Source organism: Pseudomonas svalbardensis (assembly GCF_030053115.1).
In the GTDB taxonomy this organism is placed as follows: domain Bacteria; phylum Pseudomonadota; class Gammaproteobacteria; order Pseudomonadales; family Pseudomonadaceae; genus Aquipseudomonas; species Aquipseudomonas svalbardensis.
On the sequence record NZ_CP125619.1, the window covers coordinates 1,867,959 to 1,888,202 of the forward strand.

Annotated in this window: 24 protein-coding genes and 1 pseudogene; 17 read left to right on the plus strand and 8 right to left on the minus strand. The window is 59.2% G+C overall.

Going from position 1 to position 20,244, the window contains the following annotated elements:
* Positions 1-9: 9 nt before the first annotated feature.
* The 5 genes from motD to QFX16_RS08540 all read left to right on the plus strand — a co-directional run bounded on the left by motD (position 10) and on the right by QFX16_RS08540 (position 3,570).
* A complete protein-coding gene (gene motD, locus QFX16_RS08520) occupies positions 10-900 on the plus strand; it encodes a flagellar motor protein MotD (protein ID WP_283183576.1) in 891 nt (296 codons plus the stop codon).
* Between the two features lie 43 nt (positions 901-943).
* On the plus strand, positions 944-1,732 hold the full coding sequence (locus QFX16_RS08525) for a ParA family protein (protein WP_283183577.1): 789 nt from the start codon (positions 944-946) through the stop codon (positions 1,730-1,732).
* A 1-nt stretch (position 1,733) separates the two neighbouring features.
* A complete protein-coding gene (locus tag QFX16_RS08530) occupies positions 1,734-2,618 on the plus strand; it encodes a CheW domain-containing protein (protein ID WP_283183578.1) in 885 nt (294 codons plus the stop codon).
* Between the two features lie 73 nt (positions 2,619-2,691).
* On the plus strand, positions 2,692-3,177 hold the full coding sequence (locus QFX16_RS08535; RefSeq protein ID WP_007946765.1) for a chemotaxis protein CheW: 486 nt from the start codon (positions 2,692-2,694) through the stop codon (positions 3,175-3,177).
* Entirely contained in the window at positions 3,178-3,570 is a 393-nt protein-coding gene (locus tag QFX16_RS08540; protein ID WP_283183579.1) for a DUF2802 domain-containing protein, read from the plus strand.
* A gap of 204 nt (positions 3,571-3,774) precedes the next feature.
* On the opposite strand, the gene QFX16_RS08545 is transcribed toward QFX16_RS08540, so the two are convergent.
* The 3 genes from QFX16_RS08545 to fliK form a co-directional block, all read right to left on the minus strand.
* On the minus strand, positions 3,775-4,704 hold the full coding sequence (locus QFX16_RS08545) for an IS110 family transposase (protein WP_283181028.1): 930 nt from the start codon (positions 4,702-4,704) through the stop codon (positions 3,775-3,777).
* 245 nt (positions 4,705-4,949) lie between these two features.
* The gene (locus tag QFX16_RS08550) at positions 4,950-5,279 is read right to left on the minus strand and encodes an EscU/YscU/HrcU family type III secretion system export apparatus switch protein (RefSeq protein ID WP_283183580.1); all 330 of its coding nucleotides are present in this window, start codon (positions 5,277-5,279) and stop codon (positions 4,950-4,952) included.
* A complete protein-coding gene (gene fliK / locus QFX16_RS08555; protein WP_283183581.1) occupies positions 5,276-6,850 on the minus strand; it encodes a flagellar hook-length control protein FliK in 1,575 nt (524 codons plus the stop codon). Before fliK ends, QFX16_RS08550 begins: the two co-directional genes overlap by 4 nt.
* Before the next feature lie 197 nt (positions 6,851-7,047).
* On the opposite strand from fliK, the gene ccmA reads away from it, so the two are divergent.
* From ccmA to QFX16_RS08605, 10 genes are all read left to right on the plus strand, one after another.
* Positions 7,048-7,683, plus strand: coding sequence for a cytochrome c biogenesis heme-transporting ATPase CcmA (gene ccmA, locus QFX16_RS08560; protein WP_007894233.1), 636 nt, complete (start codon positions 7,048-7,050; stop codon positions 7,681-7,683).
* On the plus strand, positions 7,680-8,348 hold the full coding sequence (gene ccmB, locus QFX16_RS08565) for a heme exporter protein CcmB (protein ID WP_008155797.1): 669 nt from the start codon (positions 7,680-7,682) through the stop codon (positions 8,346-8,348). Before ccmA ends, ccmB begins: the two co-directional genes overlap by 4 nt.
* A 95-nt stretch (positions 8,349-8,443) precedes the next feature.
* Positions 8,444-9,199 carry a heme ABC transporter permease gene (locus QFX16_RS08570; RefSeq protein ID WP_283183582.1) on the plus strand — a complete coding sequence of 252 codons (756 nt, stop codon included), beginning with the start codon at positions 8,444-8,446 and terminating at the stop codon, positions 9,197-9,199.
* Positions 9,196-9,372, plus strand: a complete 177-nt coding sequence (ccmD, locus tag QFX16_RS08575) for a heme exporter protein CcmD (RefSeq protein WP_007894243.1) — start codon at positions 9,196-9,198, stop codon at positions 9,370-9,372. Before QFX16_RS08570 ends, ccmD begins: the two co-directional genes overlap by 4 nt.
* Positions 9,369-9,824, plus strand: a complete 456-nt coding sequence (gene ccmE / locus QFX16_RS08580) for a cytochrome c maturation protein CcmE (RefSeq protein WP_283183583.1) — start codon at positions 9,369-9,371, stop codon at positions 9,822-9,824. Before ccmD ends, ccmE begins: the two co-directional genes overlap by 4 nt.
* 3 nt (positions 9,825-9,827) lie before the next feature.
* Entirely contained in the window at positions 9,828-11,816 is a 1,989-nt protein-coding gene (locus QFX16_RS08585) for a heme lyase CcmF/NrfE family subunit (protein ID WP_283183584.1), read from the plus strand.
* Complete coding sequence (locus QFX16_RS08590; protein WP_283183585.1) at positions 11,813-12,349, plus strand: DsbE family thiol:disulfide interchange protein; 537 nt, start codon at positions 11,813-11,815, stop codon at positions 12,347-12,349. Before QFX16_RS08585 ends, QFX16_RS08590 begins: the two co-directional genes overlap by 4 nt.
* Entirely contained in the window at positions 12,346-12,819 is a 474-nt protein-coding gene (locus QFX16_RS08595; RefSeq protein WP_283183586.1) for a cytochrome c-type biogenesis protein, read from the plus strand. The genes QFX16_RS08590 and QFX16_RS08595 overlap by 4 nt, the downstream gene beginning before the upstream one ends.
* On the plus strand, positions 12,812-14,014 hold the full coding sequence (gene ccmI / locus QFX16_RS08600; RefSeq protein WP_283183587.1) for a c-type cytochrome biogenesis protein CcmI: 1,203 nt from the start codon (positions 12,812-12,814) through the stop codon (positions 14,012-14,014). The genes QFX16_RS08595 and ccmI overlap by 8 nt, the downstream gene beginning before the upstream one ends.
* 14 nt (positions 14,015-14,028) lie before the next feature.
* A complete protein-coding gene (locus tag QFX16_RS08605) occupies positions 14,029-14,433 on the plus strand; it encodes a hypothetical protein (protein WP_283183588.1) in 405 nt (134 codons plus the stop codon).
* A 220-nt stretch (positions 14,434-14,653) separates the two neighbouring features.
* Here QFX16_RS08605 and QFX16_RS08610 read toward each other — a convergent pair whose 3' ends face one another.
* From QFX16_RS08610 to QFX16_RS08625, 4 genes and pseudogenes are all read right to left on the minus strand, one after another.
* Positions 14,654-15,121 (minus strand): helix-turn-helix domain-containing protein, encoded by a 468-nt coding sequence (locus tag QFX16_RS08610; protein WP_283183589.1) that lies wholly within the window; start codon positions 15,119-15,121, stop codon positions 14,654-14,656.
* An 82-nt stretch (positions 15,122-15,203) separates the two neighbouring features.
* Positions 15,204-15,692, minus strand: a pseudogene (locus QFX16_RS08615) (LysR family transcriptional regulator); the annotation flags it as partial.
* Positions 15,693-15,824: 132 nt separating this feature from the next.
* Positions 15,825-16,754 carry an IS110 family transposase gene (locus QFX16_RS08620; RefSeq protein WP_283180508.1) on the minus strand — a complete coding sequence of 310 codons (930 nt, stop codon included), beginning with the start codon at positions 16,752-16,754 and terminating at the stop codon, positions 15,825-15,827.
* A 313-nt stretch (positions 16,755-17,067) separates the two neighbouring features.
* Positions 17,068-17,787, minus strand: a complete 720-nt coding sequence (locus tag QFX16_RS08625; protein WP_283183590.1) for an SDR family oxidoreductase — start codon at positions 17,785-17,787, stop codon at positions 17,068-17,070.
* A gap of 280 nt (positions 17,788-18,067) precedes the next feature.
* On the opposite strand from QFX16_RS08625, the gene QFX16_RS08630 reads away from it, so the two are divergent.
* The gene (locus QFX16_RS08630) at positions 18,068-18,280 is read left to right on the plus strand and encodes a type II toxin-antitoxin system HicA family toxin (RefSeq protein ID WP_283183591.1); all 213 of its coding nucleotides are present in this window, start codon (positions 18,068-18,070) and stop codon (positions 18,278-18,280) included.
* On the plus strand, positions 18,280-18,684 hold the full coding sequence (locus QFX16_RS08635) for a type II toxin-antitoxin system HicB family antitoxin (RefSeq protein WP_283183592.1): 405 nt from the start codon (positions 18,280-18,282) through the stop codon (positions 18,682-18,684). Before QFX16_RS08630 ends, QFX16_RS08635 begins: the two co-directional genes overlap by 1 nt.
* Positions 18,685-18,744: 60 nt before the next feature.
* Here QFX16_RS08635 and QFX16_RS08640 read toward each other — a convergent pair whose 3' ends face one another.
* The gene (locus QFX16_RS08640) at positions 18,745-19,950 is read right to left on the minus strand and encodes an MFS transporter (protein WP_283183593.1); all 1,206 of its coding nucleotides are present in this window, start codon (positions 19,948-19,950) and stop codon (positions 18,745-18,747) included.
* Positions 19,951-20,244 lie beyond the last annotated feature (294 nt).

A 20,244-nucleotide genomic window follows, 5' to 3' on the forward strand; every position in this document is an offset into this window, starting at 1 on the left:
TAATGGACTATGGCTCGTCGTCGGCAACCTGAAGAACATGTAAACCATGAGCGTTGGCTGGTTTCATACGCCGACTTCATTACGTTGCTGTTCGCTTTCTTCGTGGTGATGTACTCGATCTCTTCGATCAACGAAGGCAAGTACAAGGTCATTTCCGAAGCGTTGATCGGGGTGTTTACCGATTCCGACCGCGCCCTCAAGCCGATCCCGATCGGCGACGAGCGACCGAAGACCGTGACCCCGGCCAAGCCGCTGGTTAAAGACGCCGAGCAGGTCGACGCCGGTATCGCGGGTGCCAGCGATCCGCTCAAAAGCATCGCCGACGACATCAGCGCCGCGTTTGGCGACTTGATCAGCTCCAACCAGATGACCATTCGCGGCAACGAGCTGTGGGTCGAGATCGAACTCAATTCCAGCCTGTTGTTCGGCAGCGGCGACGCCATGCCCAGCGACATCGCGTTCAACATCATCGACAAGGTTGCCGCGATTCTGAAACCGTTCGACAACCCGATTCACGTCGAAGGTTTCACTGACGATCAACCGATCCGCACCGCGCAATACCCGACCAACTGGGAGCTGTCCTCGGCCCGCTCGGCAAGCATCGTGCGCATGCTGGCGATGCAGGGTGTGAACCCCGGTCGCCTGGCGTCGGTGGGGTACGGCGAGTTCCAGCCAGTGGCCAACAACGCGACTGCCGAGGGGCGGGCGCGTAACCGTCGCGTGGTGCTGGTGGTGTCACGAAATCTTGATGTACGCCGCAGCCTCACGGGGACCGGAACGGCCAATGCGCATCCGGATGCCGCGTTGAAGCGTGCTGGCACACAAACTGCACCGACCCCGGTCAAGTCGCCGGGACGAGAGAGTGCCGTCAATTCTCCGTCACCCGCATTAATACGTTGAGCTATTTCTCGGTCGACCATTTCGACCGGGAGGAACAATCCGAATGAGAGTCTGGGCAGTCGCCAATCAAAAGGGTGGTGTCGGTAAAACCACTTCCTCTATCGCTTTAGCCGGTTTACTGGCCGAGGCGGGCAAGCGCGTGGTCGTGGTCGATCTCGACCCCCATGGCTCCATGACCAGCTACTTCGGTTACGACCCCGACAGCCTGGAACACAGCAGCTACGACCTGTTCCTGCATAAGGGCAGTGTGCCGCAAGGCCTGCCCGGTCAGTTGCTGTTGCCCACCAGCCACGAGAGTATTTCCCTGTTGCCGTCGAGCACCGCACTCGCGACTCTGGAACGGCAGTCGCCGGGTCAGAGTGGCCTGGGCCTGGTGATTGCCAAGAGCCTGGCGCAACTTTGGCAGGACTTCGATTACGCCGTGATCGACAGCCCGCCGTTGCTCGGCTTGCTGATGGTCAATGCCTTGGCGGCGAGCCAGCAATTGGTGATTCCGGTGCAGACCGAACACTTGGCGGTCAAAGGTCTGGAGCGCATGGTCAACACCCTGGCGATGATCAACCGTTCGCGTAAACAGGCGCTGCCGTTCAGCATCGTGCCGACCCTGTTCGACCGCCGCACGCAGGCGTCCCTCGGCACGCTGCGGGTATTGCGCGACAAGTACCCGGAAGAAATCTGGCAGGGCTACATTCCAGTCGATACGCGCTTGCGTGACGCCAGCCGTGCCGGCGTGACGCCTTCACAGTTCGACGGCAAGAGCCGTGGGGTGCTGGCTTATCGCGCGTTGCTCAAGCATCTGCTGGCAGCACAACTTGTTCCGCAGGTGGCGTGAGATGAACCGCCCGGTAAAAACCACCTCGCGCCCGCAACTGGCTCTCCAGTCTTATCTGGACAGCTTGCTGATGGAGGCGACTGAAGAGTTGCCGCCGGAAATCGAAGCGCTGGTTGAAATCGTTGAGGTTGTTGAAGCGGTCGAAGTTGAAGCTGCGCTGGACGAGTTCCAGGCAGCGGTGCTCGAAGAGCAGGCTCGCGATGCGCAGAAACCCGCCGTGGTTGCCGCGCCGGTAGCAGCGCCCGTGGCGAAAGCACCGGTAGCCGTGATCGAAGCACCAGCGCCGGTTCTCGCACCGATCTCGACCATCGCCCCGCTGCTGCAAGCCTTGGTGCCACCGGTGGTCGAAGTCCACCTGCCACCGAGCAACACGCCACCACCAGTGGAAACCGATGGTCGCCCGTCCTGGGCCGCCGAGCCATTCGAATGCCTGTTGTTCGATGTCGCCGGGCTGACCCTGGCCGTGCCGCTGGTGTGTCTGGGCTCGATTTATTCTTTGGCCGGTCACGAGCTGACACCGCTGTTCGGTCAACCGGAGTGGTTCCTCGGGATCCTGCCGAGCCAGGCCGGCAACCTGAAAGTATTGGACACCGCGCGTTGGGTTATGCCCGACCGTTACCGCGACGATTTCCGCCAGGGCCTGCAATACGTTATTTCGGTTCAGGGCTACGAATGGGGGCTGGCGGTGCATCAGGTCAGCCGCTCGTTGCGCCTGGACCCGAACGAAATCAAATGGAGAAGTCATCGAGGTCAGCGGCCATGGCTCGCCGGCACGGTGATTGAGCACATGTGTGCGCTGCTGGACGTTTCCGCCCTGGCCGAGTTGATCGCCAGCGGTGGGGCAAAGCACATGAGCGGCACCACGCCGACTCACAAACCAACATAACAAACACGCGACGGCAGTCACTGCCGCTGCACAGAACACACACCGCTAGGGCGGTTTTTCGAGGGGTCAGGGTATGAATGATAAGGCGACGGCTGCAAAGGGTTCCGAAGATCCGATCCTGCAATGGGTAACCTTCAAGCTGGACAATGAAACCTACGGCATCAACGTGATGCGCGTTCAGGAAGTCTTGCGTTACACCGAAATCGCCCCGGTCCCGGGTGCTCCGAGCTACGTGCTGGGCATCATCAACCTGCGCGGTAACGTGGTCACCGTGATCGACACCCGTCAGCGCTTCGGCCTGATGAATGCCGAGATCAGCGACAACACCCGTATCGTCATCATCGAAGCCGACAAGCAAGTCGTTGGGATCATGGTCGACAGCGTGGCCGAAGTGGTTTACCTGCGTCAGTCGGAAATCGAGACCGCACCGAACGTCGGTAACGAAGAATCCGCCAAGTTCATTCAAGGCGTATGCAACAAGAACAACGAACTGCTGATCCTGGTCGAGCTGGACAAGATGATGAGCGAAGAAGAATGGTCGGACCTGGAGAACATCTGATTGATTCTTGAGGTGGCGGTCATTGTCCTGTTCCTCTTTTGGGCAGGCACGCTGGCGATGTTTCTGGCGTACATACGAGGCCAACGACTGATCGCCGCGCAACAGGCTCAGGGCGATGCGCTGCGCGATCAGCGCATCAAGGATCTGGGCAAGCGTGTCGACGACTACCAGAGCGGCATCGTGCGCATGGGTGAAGACCTGCACGAACTGCGCGCGGTGATTGGCCCGTTGCCAGACAAACTGGCTCAGCTGGAACAGCGCGATCCGTCGAGCCTGTCGTTTGCCCAGGCGGCAAAACTGGTCGGTATGGGCGCGAGCGTCGATGAACTGACTCAGTCCTGCGGGTTGACCCAGGCTGAGGCGGAGTTGATGAGTAAGTTGCACAAGAACTGATTGTTGCGATTCAGCCGAGATCGCTATTCGCGAGCAAGCCCGCTCCCACAGTGGATCGGTGGTGGACACAGAATGTGTAAACGCCGCCAATCCACTGTGGGAGCAACTGTCTTGATGATCTTTATTTTGAAGGCATATTGATAGACAGCTGAATTCCCACAGCTTTACGCCATGCGATGCCCTACAGGAACACCGCGACCCGTTTTAGGCCAAGGGTTGTTTCCACTCAGTTCGGTCTCGGATCATGGCGTTTAGTCGTATCAGCAGCACGCGCATACAGGCGATGAGCGCTACTTTTGCGCATTTGCCCTTACGACGCAGTGCGTCATACCGCGCTTTGAACTCAGGCTGTCGCTGAATCACCACCCAGCACGCCATGTACATCGCGCGACGCGCAGCAAACCTGCCGCCGCTAATATGGCGCGGACCTTCATGCTTGCCGCTGTCATCGTTGTAGGGGGCTATGCCTGCCAGCGCTGCAATCTCGTGCCGTCCAACCTCGCCCAGCTCAGGCAAATAGGCCATTAAGCTGGCTGCCGTCACGAGCCCTATTCCCTTGACCGAGCACAAACGGGCTATTTTATCACTGTCCAGGTCTTGGGCACTTTGACGGATCAACTTCTCTATCGACTTTATTGCTTGGCATAAATAGTCGATATGCCTCTGCAGACAGGGTTTTACCCGGTCTACAGAGGCTGTTTTGAGGCGCCGAATATCATCGCTTTGCTGCTGAACAAAGTTTTCACGTTGCTGTACCAGCGCACGCAAATTGTCCTGTTCAGGGCTGGTGATGCGGTTGCTTGGCGACTTTATGACTTCTGCAAACTGCGCGAGAAGTCGCGCATCTATCGGGTCGGTTTTAGCGCGCTGCCCCATCGCCTTGGCAAAGTTCTTGGCGCGACGAGGGTTGATCCGCAAGACTTCGAAGCCCGCGGCCTGAAGCGCTTTCATGGCCTCTCGCTCATAGCCGCCGGTGGCTTCCAGCAATACGCGGTTGACCTGGTAGCGCTTTAACCAATCAATCAGCGCAAGGAAGTCACTGGCGGTATTGAGGTAACTTGCGCCAACGTCTTGCGGGTTAATCCGAACCTCAAGAGTATCTTTGGCAACGTCGATGCCTGCGCAGGAAAACATAGCTGAATCCTCTTACACTCAAAGGTGAGAGCACTCTGGCTGGGCACCACGCTTGTAAATGTTCGAGGTAGGCTCGTTCAACTGTTCGGGCTCAATAACCAGAGTGGAGAGGTGAATGGCAGCATGGGCTCCCACACGTGCTTTAAGCACTCCGGGCATTCAGCTTGCCATTCACCGCTCTCATCCTCAGTCTAATTCCTGCGCAAGACACAAGCGGGCTTGCTCGCGAAGGCGTCCTCGAAACCTCAGTAATCATCCCCGCGATCAGTAATATCTTTCTCGACCATCGCCGCATTCGGATCATGCCCCGCCGGAAACTTACCCTTCAAATTCCACGCAAACGCAATAATCTCGGCAATCGTGCGATACAACTCCTCCGGAATACTCTCCCCCAATTCCATCCGCGCCAGCAGTTTCACCAGTTCGGCGTTTTCGTAGATGGGCACTTCATAATCGCGGGCAATCTTCAGAATGGCTTCGGCCAGTGCTTCGTCACCTTTGGCCGTGAGGGTAGGGACGTGGCTGCCGTCGTATTTGAGGGCGATGGCTTGGCGCGGGGTGTTGGGGTTTCTCATGCGGTTTCGTCGACCCAGCGTTGTTCGAGACGGGTTTGAGGGCCTTGTGGCGGTGTGCCGAGATGGCAAGCGAGATCGCCGACATTCAGGCCGGACGCCAGCAGCCGCTGACGCAGTTCGGCCAGGTGACTTTCGATCAGGCTGGCGGTGTACGGGCGTTCGGCCCACAGCTGGCTGGACAGGCTGCCTTTGATCAGTTGTGCCTGAATTTGCAGCGGGCCCAAGGGCTCCATGTCGAACGCCAGGTCCACTCGCCACAACTGTTGTTTGGGTTCGCGCTCGTCGCGGCGCTCGTTTTGCTGTTCTTTCTCGGGTGCTTCTTCGCGCTGGAACTTGACCTGCAATGGCACGATGTCCTGCAGATTGCGCATCGGGATTTCCAGTTGCCAGGTGCTCATCAACCGACCGTCGTCAGTCACGCCGGTCTGTTCCAGGCTCGACAGTTGATGGCTTTGCAGGCGTGAAACCGCCGCTGCTGCCAAACGTAGCAGGTGCTCGAGATCGCCTTCGCCGTCCATGCTTTGTAATAGTCGCTCGGGCAGCGGGAAGCTGGTTGGCTGCGGTTTTGCGCTGACCTGACCGAGCATGCCGAGGGCGCTGCGCACGAAGTTCGGCATGGCCTGGGCCAGTGTGTTGGCGGCAATGATCGCGTTGAGATTGGTGTTGGCCGGCAGGCCGGGCGTCAGTTGTGCGATCAGTTTGAGCAGATCGCCTTTCATGTCCGGGGCCAGTGTCGGGTTCTGACCACTGAGCAGTTTGGCTTCAAGGAACAGCCCGCTATTGGCCAGTGCCTGGGCCAGCCCCTTTGGCGTGCTGAGTTGTTGAACATCGGGCAGGCCGGCGAGCAACTTGTCGACGGCGGCACGCAGATCACTGGACGTCTGGTTCGAGGACGGCAGGTTTTGCAGGAGTTTGAGCAGGCCATCCAGCGAGCCTTGGCGGCTCTGTTGGTTGACCAGTTGTTGGGTCACCGCCAATTGCTCCTGGCGGCTGCTCAATGGCACGAACTTCAATGTCTGGGTGTCCTGCACCAGCGCACTCAGCAAAGTGCCGATGCGCAGCGGCGTCGGGCTGTCGATGCTCAGGGTGCTGCCGCTCAACGCGGTGTTGAGCAAGCTCACCATCGAGCGAAACACCGTCGGCTGGCCTGGCACCTGCGGCAACACCTGAGAGGTCAGTACTTTGCCTTGAAGCAGGGTGCCGACGGGCAGTTGCGCCGTGTCGATACGGGTGAGGGTGGCAACGCTGGAGGCGATGGCCTGTTGCACGGTGACGGCCAGATTACCCGCCGATGGCTGGGTGATCGCCAGGCTGGTGCCCTGAGGCAGTGGTTGCGTGCTGGTAGCCTGGACCGTGGTCTGACGGCCGCTGTCGAGGGTGACCTTGAGCAACAGTTGAAAGGTCTGATCCGCCTGCTTGAGGGACAGCACTTCGGCCTTGGCGGTCTGACCTGCAGTGATCAGGCCCTCCATCGGCGTCAGTAACTTCAGCAGGTCGCCACTCACCACCAGAGGCCGCGAAGTCGCGGGGGTGGTCTGCGGTAGCGGGAGGATGTTCATTTCGCCTGTCATACGCGGTCACAACCTGAGGAAATTGCCCTCTTTAGAGTAGGGCATGGCATGTATAATGCCGCCCCGTTGTATCCGGGGCGCTGAAAACATTTCAAATACTTGATCCAGCTCCTTAGAACGGGCCGCCAATGCATTTATCCTGCATATCTTTAACGGCCGCTCCACTGCCGACTTGAACCCAAAAGGCCCGTGATCTCTTGACCAGTCCAGTCCTGCAAACCGTTGCCCTCGCCTGTGAGCGAGACCTTCGGCTGCTCTTCGAAAATCTCGAATTGAGACTGGCCAGTGGCGAAATGTTGCAAATCAGCGGCCCCAACGGCAGTGGCAAAACCAGCCTTTTACGTCTGCTTTGCGGTCTGATGCAGCCGACTGCCGGTCAGGTGTTGCTCAACGGCCAGCCATTGAACGAGCAACGCTTTGAGCTGGCGCGCAACCTGCTGTGGATCGGTCATGCCGCCGGGATCAAGGATTTGCTGACGCCGGAAGAAAACCTGAGCTGGCTTTGCGCCTTGCATCAACCGGCCTCCCATGAGGCGATCTGGCAGGCGCTGACGGCTGTCGGACTGCGCGGTTTCGAGGATGTTCCTTGCCATACGCTGTCTGCCGGGCAGCAACGCCGGGTCGCGTTGGCGCGGTTGTACCTGGAAAGCCCGCCGCTATGGATTCTCGATGAACCATTCACCGCGCTCGACAAACAAGGCGTGGCGCAACTCGAAGAACACCTGGCCGCACACTGCGAACGCGGCGGCATGGTGGTCTTGACCACTCACCACACGTTGACCCGGATGCCGGCCGGCTATCGCGACATTGATCTGGGGAACTGGGCCGTATGAGTGTTTTCGGCCTGTTGGTCGCCCGTGAAGCCCGATTGTTGTTCCGCCGTCCGGCGGAGTTGGCCAATCCGCTCGTATTCTTCGCGATCGTGGTTTCCCTGTTCCCGTTGGCGGTCGGACCCGAGTCTCAATTGTTGCAAACCTTGTCTCCGGGACTGGTCTGGGTCGCGGCCCTTTTATCGGTTTTGCTCTCGCTGGACGGGCTTTTCCGCAGTGATTTCGAAGACGGATCGCTTGAACAGTGGGTCCTTTCGTCGCACCCCCTGCCTCTTCTGGTTTTGGCCAAGGTACTGGCACACTGGTCCTTCTCTGGCCTGGCACTGGTTTTGCTCGCTCCATTACTGGCGTTGATGCTCGGTTTGCCAACCGCCTGTCTGCCGGTGTTGCTGCTTTCGTTGTTGCTGGGTACACCGGTGCTGAGCCTGCTCGGTGCGGTGGGCGCAGCCCTGACGGTGGGATTGAAGCGCGGTGGCCTGTTGCTGGCGCTGCTGATTCTACCGTTGTACATCCCGGTATTGATTCTTGGCAGTGGCGCCTTGCAGGCGGCATTGCAGGGAATGCCGGCGACCGGTTATCTCCTGTGGCTTGGTAGCCTGACCGCCCTGGCGATAACCCTGACACCTTTTGCAATAGCTGCTGGCCTGAAGATCAGCGTCGGCGAATAATAATGAGGTCTGGTTGTTTTTTAACCACTTCTTTTGAAGAAAGGCAGACCCTTGACTGCTCGTGACAGCGAGCAGCAACCGTGATGGAAACAGTAATGAACTGGACTTGGTTTCATAAGCTCGGCTCGCCCAAATGGTTTTACGGCATCAGTGGCAAACTGCTGCCGTGGCTGAGTGTCGCGGCGTTGCTGCTGATCAGCGTTGGTGTAGTGTGGGGCCTGGCCTTCGCGCCGCCGGACTACCAGCAAGGCAACAGCTTTCGCATCATTTATATCCACGTTCCGGCCGCCATGCTGGCCCAGTCCATCTACGTGATGCTGGCTGTGTGCGGCATCGTCGGGCTGGTGTGGAAGATGAAGCTGGCCGACGTCGCCCTGCAATGCGCGGCGCCCATTGGCGCCTGGATGACCGCCGTGGCGCTGGTCACCGGCGCGATCTGGGGCAAACCGACCTGGGGTTCGTGGTGGGTCTGGGATGCACGACTTACGTCCATGCTTATTCTGCTGTTTCTGTACTTCGGTCTTATTGCGCTGGGCAACGCGATCAGCAATCGTGACAGTGCCGCCAAGGCCTGCGCGGTATTGGCGATTGTTGGCGTGATCAACATCCCGATCATTAAATACTCGGTGGAGTGGTGGAATACCCTGCACCAGGGCGCGACCTTCACCCTCACCGAAAAACCGGCAATGCCCGCCGAGATGTGGTTGCCACTGCTGCTGACGGTGGTGGGTTTCTACTGTTTCTTCGGCGCTGTGTTGCTGCTGCGCATGCGTCTTGAAGTGCTCAAGCGCGAAGCCCGCGCCAGTTGGGTCAAGGCCGAAGTGCAGAACAGTCTGGAGGCCGCTCGATGAGTTTCGCTTCATTCGGCGACTTTCTCGCCATGGGCCATCACGGCCTGTATGTCTGGTCAGCCTATGGCATTAGCCTGGCGGTGCTGGCCCTCAACGTGGCGGCGCCGATCCTGGCCCGCAAGCGGTATCTGCAACAAGAGGCGCGTCGTCTGCGCCGGGAGAACGGCAAGTGAATCCGCTGCGCAAAAAGCGTCTTATCATCATTCTCGCGATCCTGGTCGGTGTCGGCGCTGCCGTCGGCCTGGCCCTGAGCGCCCTGCAGCAAAACATCAATCTGTTTTACACCCCGACCCAGATCGCCAATGGCGAAGCCCCGCAAGACACGCGCATCCGCGCTGGCGGCATGGTCGAGAAAGGTTCGCTGCAACGTTCCGGCGATTCGCTGGACGTTAAATTCATCGTCACCGACTTCAGTAAATCCGTGACCATCAGCTACCGCGGCATCCTTCCGGACCTGTTCCGCGAAGGGCAGGGCATCGTTGCCCTGGGCAAGCTCAACGCCGACGGCGTGGTGGTGGCCGATGAAGTGCTGGCCAAGCACGACGAGAAGTACATGCCGCCAGAAGTGACCAAGGCTTTGAAAGACAGTGGTCAATCTGCTCCAACGCCCGCGAAGGAGGGTTGATCGATGACGTCCGGACTCTATATTCCTGAACTCGGCCACCTGGCCATGATTCTGGCGCTGTGTTTCGCGCTGGTTCAGGCCGTGGTGCCGTTGTTCGGTGCCTGGCGCGGTGACCGTTTGTGGATGAGCCTCGCTCAACCAGCGGCTTGGGGGCAATTCGCGTTTCTGCTGTTCTCCTTCGGTTGCCTGACTTACGCCTTCATGGCCGACGATTTCTCCGTCGCCTACGTTGCCAGCAACTCCAACAGCGCGTTGCCGTGGTACTACAAGTTCAGCGCGGTGTGGGGCGCTCACGAAGGGTCATTGCTGCTGTGGGCGTTGATCCTCGGCGGCTGGACCTTCGCGGTGTCGGTGTTCTCCCGGCAGTTGCCGCAAGTGATGCTGGCTCGTGTGCTGGCGGTGATGGGCATGATCAGCACCGGTTTCCTGCTGTTCCTGATCCTCACCTCTAATCCGTTTGCACGGATCCTGCCGCAGATTCCTGCGGACGGTCGTGATCTCAACCCACTGCTGCAAGACATCGGCCTGATCGTTCATCCGCCGATGCTGTACATGGGCTATGTCGGTTTCTCCGTGGCCTTCGCTTTCGCTATCGCTGCACTGCTGGGCGGTCGTCTTGATGCGGCGTGGGCTCGCTGGTCCCGTCCGTGGACCATCGTCGCTTGGGCCTTCCTCGGTATTGGTATCACCCTTGGTTCATGGTGGGCGTACTACGAACTCGGCTGGGGCGGCTGGTGGTTCTGGGACCCGGTGGAAAACGCCTCCTTCATGCCATGGCTGGTGGGTACGGCGTTGATTCACTCGTTGGCGGTCACGGAAAAACGTGGCGTGTTCAAGAGTTGGACCGTGTTGCTGGCCATCGCCGCGTTCTCGTTGAGCTTGCTGGGGACCTTCCTTGTGCGTTCCGGTGTGCTGACCTCGGTTCACGCCTTTGCGTCCGACCCTGAACGGGGTGTGTTCATTCTGATCTTCCTGCTGTTTGTGGTCGGTGGCTCGCTGACGCTGTTTGCCCTGCGCGCTCCCGTGGTGAAGAGCCACGTGGGCTTCAACCTCTGGTCCCGGGAAACCCTGCTGCTGGGTAACAACCTGGTGCTGGTGGTGGCGGCGTCGATGATTCTGCTGGGCACGTTGTATCCGCTGATTCTCGATGCGATGACCGGCGCCAAGCTGTCGGTCGGCCCGCCGTACTTCAACGCACTGTTCATTCCGTTGATGGCCTTGCTGATGATGGTGATGGCGGTCGGCATGCTGGTGCGCTGGAAAGACACCCCGGTCAAATGGCTGTTGAGCATGCTGACCCCGGTGTTGCTCGGCAGCGCCGCGCTGGCCGTGGTCGCCGGTGTCGCTTATGGCGATTTCAATTGGGCAGTGATTGCGACGTTCATGCTCGCCGCCTGGGTGTTGCTGGCCGGTGTGCGTGACATCTTCGACAAGACTCGCCACAAAGGCCTGATCAAAGGCCTGCCGACTCTGACCCGCAGTTATTGGGGCATGCAGGTCGCTCACCTCGGCATTGCCGTGTGTGCCCTCGGCGTCGTGCTGTCGAGTCAGAACAGTGCCGAGCGCGACCTGCGTCTGGCGCCGGGCGAGTCCATGGACCTGGGCGGTTACCAGTTCGTGTTCGAAGGCGCCAAGCATTTCGAAGGCCCGAACTTCACTTCCGACAAGGGCACCGTTCGGGTGATCCGCAATGGCAAGGAAATCAGCGTGCTGCACCCGGAAAAACGCCTCTACACCGTGCAGAACTCGGTGATGACCGAAGCCGGGATCGACGCCGGTTTCACCCGCGACCTCTACGTCGCACTCGGCGAACCGTTGGGCGATGGCGCCTGGGCCGTTCGCGTCCACGTTAAACCGTTCGTACGCTGGATCTGGTTCGGTGGTCTGCTCACCGGTTTGGGCGGGTTGCTGGCGGCATTCGATCGCCGTTATCGGGTCAAGGTGAAAAGCCGCGTGCGTGACGCACTGGGCATGACGGGAGCCACGGCATGAGACGTTGGTTGATGCTGTTGCCACTGGTGATTTTTCTGGTGGTGGCTGTTTTCCTTTATCGCGGTCTGTTCTTGAACCCGGCCGAGTTACCCTCGGCGATGATCGACAAGCCATTCCCGGAGTTTTCCCTGCCGGCCGTGCAGGGTGACAAGACCCTGACCAGGGCCGACATTCTGGGTAAACCAGCGCTGGTTAACGTCTGGGGCACCTGGTGCATCTCTTGCCGGGTCGAGCACCCGGTGCTGAACAAACTGGCGAAGCAGGGTGTGGTGATCTACGGCATCAACTACAAGGACATCAACGCGGATGCGTTGAAGTGGCTGGACGAATTCCACAATCCGTACCAGCTGGATATCCGTGACGACGCAGGCACATTGGGTCTGAATCTCGGTGTCTACGGTGCGCCGGAAACCTTCTTCATTGATGCCAAGGGCATCATCCGCGACAAATTCGTTGGCGTGATCGACGAACAGGTCTGGCGCGAAAAACTGGCGGCCAAGTATCAGGCGCTGGTCGATGAGGCCAAGCCATGAAGCGCTGGATAGCCGCCGCGGTATTGGGTTTGAGCATGGTCGGCGTGGCGCACGCGGCCATCGACACCTACGAGTTCGCCAAAGAAGGTGATCGCGAGCGTTTTCGCGAGCTGACCAAAGAGCTGCGTTGCCCCAAGTGTCAGAATCAGGACATTGCCGATTCCAATGCACCGATCGCCGCCGACCTGCGCAAAGAGATTTTTCGCATGCTCGGCGAGGGCAAGGACAATCAGCAGATCATCGACTTCATGGTCGACCGCTACGGTGATTTCGTTCGCTACAAACCTGCTCTGAACGCCAAGACTGCTGTGCTCTGGTTCGGCCCTGCCGGCCTGCTGCTGGGCGGTTTTGTGATCATCGCCGTGATCGTCCGCCGTCGTCGCGTGCAACGCGCTGACACCAAGGATGAGCTCTCTGCCGAGGAGCGTGAGCGCCTCGACCACCTGTTGGATAAAACCAAGAATGATTGATTTCTGGCTCGCTGCAGGTCTGCTACTTCTGGTTGCCCTGAGTTTTCTGCTGATTCCCGTTCTGCGTGGTCGTCGCGCCCAGCTTGAGGAAGATCGTACGGCCCTGAACGTCGCGCTGTATCAGGAGCGCGTGGCTGAGTTGCAGACTCAGCAGGAAGAGGGCGTTCTCGATGCCGCGCAAATGGACACCGGTCGCGCCGAAGCCGCCCGTGAGTTGCTCGCCGACACCGAAGGCGTCGAGGCGCCACGCGTGTCCCGCCTGGGCAAACCGTGGCCCTTGCTGGCGGCGATTCTGGTGCCGGTGCTGGGTCTTGGCCTTTATCTGCATTTTGGGGCAAGCGACAAGGTCGAACTGACCCGCGAATTCTCCCAGGCGCCGCAGTCGATGGAAGAGATGACCCGTCGTCTGGAGCGTGCGGTCGCGGCTCAGCCGGATTCGGCTGAAGGCCTGTATTTCCTCGGTCGCACGTACATGGCTCAGGATCGCCCTGGCGATGCGGCGAAGATCTTCGAGCGCACGGTGAATCTGGCTGGTCGTCAGCCGGAGCTGTTGGGTCAATGGGCGCAGGCCCAGTACTTCGCCGACGGCAAAAAGTGGTCGGACAAGGTTCAGGCGCTGACCGACGAAGCACTCAAAGCCGATCCGAAAGAAGTCACCAGCCTTGGCTTGCTCGGTATTGCTGCCTTTGAAAGTCAGCGTTATCAGGACGCCATCGACTACTGGAATCGCCTGCTGGTGCAACTGCCACCGGAGGACAGTTCCCGCGCCGCGCTGCAAGGCGGCATCACTCGGGCCACCGAGAAACTCGAAGCCAGCGGCGGCAAGGTTGCCCAGGCGCCCGCCGCCAAGGTTGCGGCACTGCTCAAGGTGCGCGTGGATCTGGCACCAGAGCTGAAAGCCAAAGTCCAGCCGGGCGACAGCGTATTCATCTTCGCCCGCGCCACCGCAGGGCCTCCTGCGCCATTGGCCGCCAAGCGCCTGACCGTGGCCGACTTGCCGGCGACCGTCGAGCTGGGCGATGCCGACGCAATGATGCCGCAGTTGAAACTGTCGAACTTCCCTGAAGTCCAACTGGTTGCGCGCATCTCCCGCGCCGGCAAACCCACTGCCGGCGAATGGATCGGCCGCAGCCAGCCTCTGGCCAGCAGCACAACGACGCAGCAAACACTGACCATCGACAGCCCGGACAAATGACAGGAAACGCCACTATGACCGCCATCGCTCGTATCACCCTGCTCAGTATGGTTTTGGGGTTAAGCGCTTGTGTGGTCCAACCGCAGCAGCCTGAACGGCTGCCACCGATCCCGCCGTCGCAGCCGCGTCCGACGCCGTCCCCGACACCGACACCGGGCAAGCCGAGCATCCCGGCCAAGCCCGCCAAACCGCTGCCACGCACCTCCGCCAGCTTCGCGCCGCCACCGGGTGGCAACAGCCATTGGGACGCCAAACTCGGCGTGTACGTTCTCGATGATCAGACCAACACTTTCTACCGCCAGCGCACGTACTATCGCTGGAACAACGGCTGGAGCCGGTCGATCAGCCCCAACGGGCCATGGGAAGAGACAGACATCCAAGGCGTGCCAGGCGGGTTGGGACGGCAATTCGGGCAGTAAACAGAAACGGCGATCTAAGGATCGCCGTTTTGCTTTTTGGAGTCTGAAAAGATCGCAGGCTTCGCCAGCTCCTACAGGATCGTGTACGACAATGACCGGCGGGTGTACTCGATAAAGGTAGGAGCTGGCGAAGCCTGCGATCTTTTGATCTTGATTGTGTAGCTCAGGGGCGCGGGGTACAGAACACATGCGTCATATACAGCGGTAAAAGAGGATTGCCTCACTCGTATCCTGTCCTTAACGCTTGTGCCTGCTCGGCGAGAAGCGTCATTGCTTGCTCGCTGGCAGTGTCGCGCCGGTTTTTATAGTCCATTAAATCGGCAAAGCGCACACGTCGGTGCTTGCCTGTTTTGTGGTAGGACAACTCGCCGGATTCCAGCAGTTTGATCAGGTGCGGGCGTGAGACGTTAAGCAGGTCGGCGGCTTCCTGGGTGGTCAACTCAGCGTGAACCGGGACCACTTTGAGGGCGTTGCCCGCTGCTAGCTCAGCCAGAATGTCGACCAGCAACCTGAGGGCTGAGGTGGGCAATTCGACAGTGTGAGCTTCATTCTGCTCGTCGAAAATCTGGATGTGCTGAGTTTCAAATTGAGTCGCAAGATAGGCCGCCAAGGCGCGCTGCCCCTCGATGGCAGCTTGTACTTCGCGCTCCATAGGCAAGGTAATCGGCGGGTGGATGACAGGCGACATGGCGGTTTCCAATATTCTGAGTAATCGAAGTTGGCAGGCTATTCGAATTAATCGAAATATCAGACCTCTTTTATCAGCAACCCCTGCACATACTCGCGATCTTGCGGGTGGTGAGGCCGGAGTCGCTCTGGGCGCCCATCCGTAGGGCGATGTCGACGCCTTTTTCCACCAGGTTGACGTTGCGATCGTCCAGCATCAAATCGATGTTCAGGTCCGGGTTCTGATCAAGGAAAGGCCCGAGGTGCGGAACGATAGGCAGCCGGCCGAAGGTCACGGCGGCACAGATGCGTAGGTTACCGCTCAGGCCGCTGGCGGCACCGCGAGCGGCGTTGTCGGCCTCGTCCGCTTCTTCGATGGCACGCTTGGACCGTTCGAAAAAGGCCAGGCCAGCTTCGGTGGGTGTCAGGACTCGGGTCGAGCGCAACAGCAGGCTGACCGCGAGACGCGCCTCCAATTGCGTGATGGCTTTCGAGACGGCGGGCTGGCCGATATTCAAGCGCCGGGCGGCGGCGGAAAACGAGCCGGTTTCCACCACATAGACGAAGGTTTCCATTGCGGCGAGGCGGTCCATCCGAAGTCCTTGTGAAGATCAAAATGTGGGAGCAACTGTCTTGATGACCTTTATTTTGAAAGCATATTGATAGACGGCTGAACTCCCACAGCTTTAGGCCATGCGATGCCCTACAGGAACACCGCGACCCGTTTAGGCCAAGGGTTCTTTCCACTCGGTTCGGTCTCGGATCATGGCGTTCAGCCGTATCAACAACACACGCATACAGGCGATGAGCGCTACTTTTGCGCATTTACCCTTATGACGCAGTGCGTCATACCGCGCTTTGAACTCAGGCTGTCGCTGAATCACCACCCAGCACGCCATGTACATTGCCCGACGCGCAGCAAACCTGCCGCCGCTAATGTGGCGGGGGCCTTCATGCTTGCCACTGTCGTCGTTGTAGGGGGCTATGCCTGCCAGCGCTGCAATCTCGTGCCGTCCAACCTCGCCCAGCTCGGGTAAGTAGGCCATCAAGCTGGCTGCCGTCACGAGCCCTATACCCTTGACCGAGCACAAACGGGCCGTTTTATCACTGTCCAGGTCTTTAGCAGTTTGACGGATCAGCTTTTCTATCGACTTTATGGCTTGGCATAAATAGTCGATATGACTTCGCAGACAGGGTTTTACCGTGTCAGCAGAGGCTGTTTTAAGGCGCCGTATATCGTCGCCTTGCTGCTGAACAAAATTTTCGCGCTGCTGTACCAGCGCACGCAAATTGTCCTGTTCAGGGCTGGTGATTCGGTTGCTTGGCGACTTTATGACTTCGGCAAACTGCGCGAGCAGCCGCGCATCTATCGGGTCGGTTTTAGCGCGCTGCCCCATGGCCTTGGCAAAATCCCTGGCTCGGCGAGGGTTGATCCGCAAGACTTCGAAGCCGGCAGCCTGAAGCGCTTTCATGACCTCTCGCTCATAGCCGCCGGTGGCTTCCAGCAATACGCGGCTGACCTGATAGCGCTTTAACCAGTCAATCAGCGCAAGGAAATCACTGGCGGTATTGAGGTGACTCGCGCCAACGTCTTGCGGGTTAATCCGAACTTCAAGGGTATCTTTGGAAACATCGATGCCTGCGCAGGAAAACATAGCCGATCCCTCTTACACTCAAAGGTGAGAGCGCTCTGGCTGGGCACCACGCTTGTAATGTTCGAGGTCGGCTCGTTCAACTGTTCGGGCTCAATAACCAGAGTGGAGAGGTGAATGGCAGCATGGGCTCCCACACGTGCTTTAAGCACTCCGGGCATTCAGCTTGCCATTCACCGCTCTCATCCTCAGTCTAATTCCTGCGCAAGACACAAGCGGGCTTGCTCGCGAAAGCGGTGTATCAGTCGACATCAATGGTGAATGTCAGTCCGTCTTCGCGAGCAAGCCAGCTCCCACATTTGATTGGTGTTGTTTATCAGAAAGCTGCTTTGCCCACGGACGCGCCACCGTCTACAAACAAGGTTTGCCCGGTGATAAATCCGCTCTGCTCGGACAACAAAAACGCAATCGCCGCAGCGATCTCTTGCGGCTGCCCCAACCGCCCCATCGGCACGCCGGCGAGATAACGCGCTTCACCTTCGCTGCCCGGCGGATTGTTGGCGCGAAACAGTTCGGTTTCGGTCGGTCCCGGGGCCACGGCGTTTACTGTCACGCCGGTTTGCGCCAGTTCCAGCGCCCAGGATCGAGTGAAGCTGATCAGCGCCGCTTTAGCCGCCGCGTAGGCGGTGCGCTGCGTGATACCCAGCACAGTCAGGCTGGAAATATTCACCACCCGACCCCAGGCCTTGGCGCGCATGTTCGGCAGTAGCGCCTGAGTAGCCTGCAACGCCGAATGCAGGTTGACCCGCATTACGTCGTCGAAGGTATCGAGGTCGATTTCGCCCAGCACCTGCGGGCGCACCAGACCGACGTTATTCACCAGCCCGTCGAACTCATAAGTCCTGGCCAGATCCGCCAGCACTTCCTGAGTCAGTGCCCTGTCGCTCAGATCCAGCGGAAACAGAATGCCGGGAAAGCTCAGGTCGGGCGATCGGGCGACTCCGACCACCCGATGACCCGCGCGGTCCAGGTGCTCCGCGACCGCGCGGCCGATGCCTTTGCTGGCGCCGGTGATGAGAAAGGTACGTCGGGTCATTACACACTCCTTGAAAGAACATGCCGCGGGTCAGGCGGCATTTGATCGGTTCAGCCGCGAATCGCATCCAGCATCGCGTCAGGCTCAGGACGCTGAGTGTAATCCGTGTTGACCGCGGGGTAACGGATCAGGCTGAGCGAAAGTATTCATTCCTGGGAAGAATGCCGCGGCCCGCAATCACACTTTGTAAGACAACCGAGCGTCGCGTTCCGGATTTTTGTGCTTGAGTAAAGATAACTCTAGGGTTATTTTTGTTTGGGCCTGAGCAAGGAGGCGAGTGGTGCAGAGCAGGCTATTGATCAAGGAGTTGGAGGAGGCCGGGTGGATACTGGATCGGATTACCGGGAGCCATCACCTCTTCAAACACCGATACAACCCGTACACGATACCCGTCCCTCATCCGAAAAAGGATTTGCCGATAGGGACGGTCAAAAGCATCAGGAGGCGAGCCGGGTTGTATTGCCCGGGAGCCAGTTATGCAGGAGATCCATAATGCAATATCCAATCTGTATCGAGTGGGGCGACGAGAACACCGCCATCGGTATTCAGATCCCCGATATTCCAGGCGCCGTAACGGCCGGGGATACGTTTGAAGACGCCTATAACGCGGCGGTCGAGATTGCTCACATCATGCTTCAGGAGATTGCGGCTGACGGGGAGTCGATTCCCATGCCTACGTCTGCTGCCGTTCACCGTGGCAATCCCGACTTTGCCGACATGGGCTGGGGAATGCTTGAGCTGGACATCGCGCCGTACATGGGCAAAACCGAGAAGGTCAATGTGACGCTGCCCGGCTATGTGATTCAGCGCATTGATCGATATGTGCGCGAGCACAATGTCAAAAGCCGCTCTTCCTTTCTGGCAGATGCGGCGATGGAGAAGTTGGTTCGACACTGAGTGATATCAAACCCATTGCCTTCGCGGGCGCCTAACCCTTGCCCGCGAAGCTATTGGTGTCTATGCCGTCGCCAGCGAACGCTTCGGCGAAACATTCAAGAACCGCAACAACGCCAACAGCGGAAACGCGCTACCCACAATCACGATCCACAACCAGCCGCCATGTTCATACACCCCACTGGCCACCGAAGAACCAAATGCGCCATCGATGAAGATGCTGGTCATGTACAGCGCATTCAGGCGGCTGCGGCTTTTGGCGTCGAGGGCGTAGACAGCGCGTTGGCCGAGGACCATGTTCATCTGCACGCAGAAGTCGAGCACCACGCCGGTGACCGCGAGGCCGATGACGCTGTAGACCGGGTGGATGAAGGCGGGCAGGAAGCTCAGGCTGGCGAACAGCAGGGCCAGCAGTGAAGCAATGCGAGTGTGGCCGGCATCGTCCAGTCGACCGGCAATGGGAGCGGCGATGGCGCCGATGGCTCCGACCAGGGCGAAGATCGCGATCTGGGTTTGCGACAAGCCATGATTGCGCGCCAGTTCCAGCGGCACGGCAGTCCAGAACAGGCTGAAGGTGGCGAACATGCACCCCTGGTAAAACGCGCGCTGACGCAACACTGGTTGTTGACGCAACAGGGTCCACAGAGACCCAAGCAACTGACCATAAGAAGCGCTGTGATCAGGCTGACGCTTGGGAATCGTCAGCGCCAACACCATGCTGATCGCCGACATCAACACCGCTGCAATCACAAACATCGCACGCCAGCCAAAATGCTCAGCCACCACACTGGACACCGGTCGCGCCAACAGAATCCCCAGCAGCAAACCGCCCATGATGCCGCCGACCACACGGCCACGCGATTCCTCTGGCGCCAGATGCGCGGCCAGTGGAATCAGGATCTGCACCGACACCGAGCTGAATCCCACCAGCAGCGAGATCAGCAAAAACACGTTTGGCTGATCGGTAAACGCGGCGCCCAACAGACTGGCAATCGCCACCACGGTCGTGATGATCATCGAGCGGCGGTTTTCCAGCAGATCACCCAGCGGCACCAGGAAGAACAAACCTAACGCGTAACCTATCTGGGTCAGTGAAACGATCAGGCTGGCCATGGTGCTGGTCAGGCCGATGTCGGGTGCGATCAGGCCGATGATCGGTTGGGCGTAGTAGATGTTGGCAACGATAGCGCCGCAGCAGAAGGCGAATAGCAGCACCATGCCTCGGGTCATTGTCGCGGTGCCTTGGGGCGCTTGGGTCGCTGGGGTCATAACGGGTTTCGCTGAGCAAAAGAGAATGCGCGCAGGCTAAAGGGCTATCGGAATGGGCAGAAGGGACGCTGACGGCTCAGTCGATTTCGGCGGGCAAGGACGGCGTGACACCGCCGATGTAACTGATTGGCGCAAACCCTGTGGGAGCGAGCCTGCTCGCGATAGCGGCGTGTCAGGCAACAAATTTATCGAATGGGTAAATGTCATCGCGAGCAGGCTCACTCCCACAGGGGATCTTCAGCGAACAAGAGTTTTGTGTTCGACCACAAAAAAGGCGACCTTCTCAGGTCGCCT

What these genes read in the sequence shown, in the direction of transcription:
- motD (WP_283183576.1), top strand. Translation starts at nt 10, where the DNA reads ATGGCTCGTCGTCGGCAACCTGAAGAACATGTAAACCATGAGCGTTGG.
- QFX16_RS08525 (WP_283183577.1), top strand. Translation starts at nt 944, where the DNA reads ATGAGAGTCTGGGCAGTCGCCAATCAAAAGGGTGGTGTCGGTAAAACC.
- fliK (WP_283183581.1), bottom strand. Translation starts at nt 6,850, where the DNA reads ATGACAGGCGAAATGAACATCCTCCCGCTACCGCAGACCACCCCCGCG.
- QFX16_RS08535 (WP_007946765.1), top strand. Translation starts at nt 2,692, where the DNA reads ATGAATGATAAGGCGACGGCTGCAAAGGGTTCCGAAGATCCGATCCTG.
- QFX16_RS08605 (WP_283183588.1), top strand. Translation starts at nt 14,029, where the DNA reads ATGACCGCCATCGCTCGTATCACCCTGCTCAGTATGGTTTTGGGGTTA.
- QFX16_RS08625 (WP_283183590.1), bottom strand. Translation starts at nt 17,787, where the DNA reads ATGACCCGACGTACCTTTCTCATCACCGGCGCCAGCAAAGGCATCGGC.
- QFX16_RS08590 (WP_283183585.1), top strand. Translation starts at nt 11,813, where the DNA reads ATGAGACGTTGGTTGATGCTGTTGCCACTGGTGATTTTTCTGGTGGTG.
- QFX16_RS08595 (WP_283183586.1), top strand. Translation starts at nt 12,346, where the DNA reads ATGAAGCGCTGGATAGCCGCCGCGGTATTGGGTTTGAGCATGGTCGGC.
- QFX16_RS08635 (WP_283183592.1), top strand. Translation starts at nt 18,280, where the DNA reads ATGCAATATCCAATCTGTATCGAGTGGGGCGACGAGAACACCGCCATC.
- QFX16_RS08610 (WP_283183589.1), bottom strand. Translation starts at nt 15,121, where the DNA reads ATGTCGCCTGTCATCCACCCGCCGATTACCTTGCCTATGGAGCGCGAA.
- QFX16_RS08545 (WP_283181028.1), bottom strand. Translation starts at nt 4,704, where the DNA reads ATGTTTTCCTGCGCAGGCATCGACGTTGCCAAAGATACTCTTGAGGTT.
- ccmB (WP_008155797.1), top strand. Translation starts at nt 7,680, where the DNA reads ATGAGTGTTTTCGGCCTGTTGGTCGCCCGTGAAGCCCGATTGTTGTTC.
- ccmD (WP_007894243.1), top strand. Translation starts at nt 9,196, where the DNA reads ATGAGTTTCGCTTCATTCGGCGACTTTCTCGCCATGGGCCATCACGGC.
- QFX16_RS08620 (WP_283180508.1), bottom strand. Translation starts at nt 16,754, where the DNA reads ATGTTTTCCTGCGCAGGCATCGATGTTTCCAAAGATACCCTTGAAGTT.
- QFX16_RS08530 (WP_283183578.1), top strand. Translation starts at nt 1,734, where the DNA reads ATGAACCGCCCGGTAAAAACCACCTCGCGCCCGCAACTGGCTCTCCAG.
- QFX16_RS08640 (WP_283183593.1), bottom strand. Translation starts at nt 19,950, where the DNA reads ATGACCCCAGCGACCCAAGCGCCCCAAGGCACCGCGACAATGACCCGA.
- QFX16_RS08570 (WP_283183582.1), top strand. Translation starts at nt 8,444, where the DNA reads ATGAACTGGACTTGGTTTCATAAGCTCGGCTCGCCCAAATGGTTTTAC.
- QFX16_RS08550 (WP_283183580.1), bottom strand. Translation starts at nt 5,279, where the DNA reads ATGAGAAACCCCAACACCCCGCGCCAAGCCATCGCCCTCAAATACGAC.
- ccmI (WP_283183587.1), top strand. Translation starts at nt 12,812, where the DNA reads ATGATTGATTTCTGGCTCGCTGCAGGTCTGCTACTTCTGGTTGCCCTG.
- QFX16_RS08585 (WP_283183584.1), top strand. Translation starts at nt 9,828, where the DNA reads ATGACGTCCGGACTCTATATTCCTGAACTCGGCCACCTGGCCATGATT.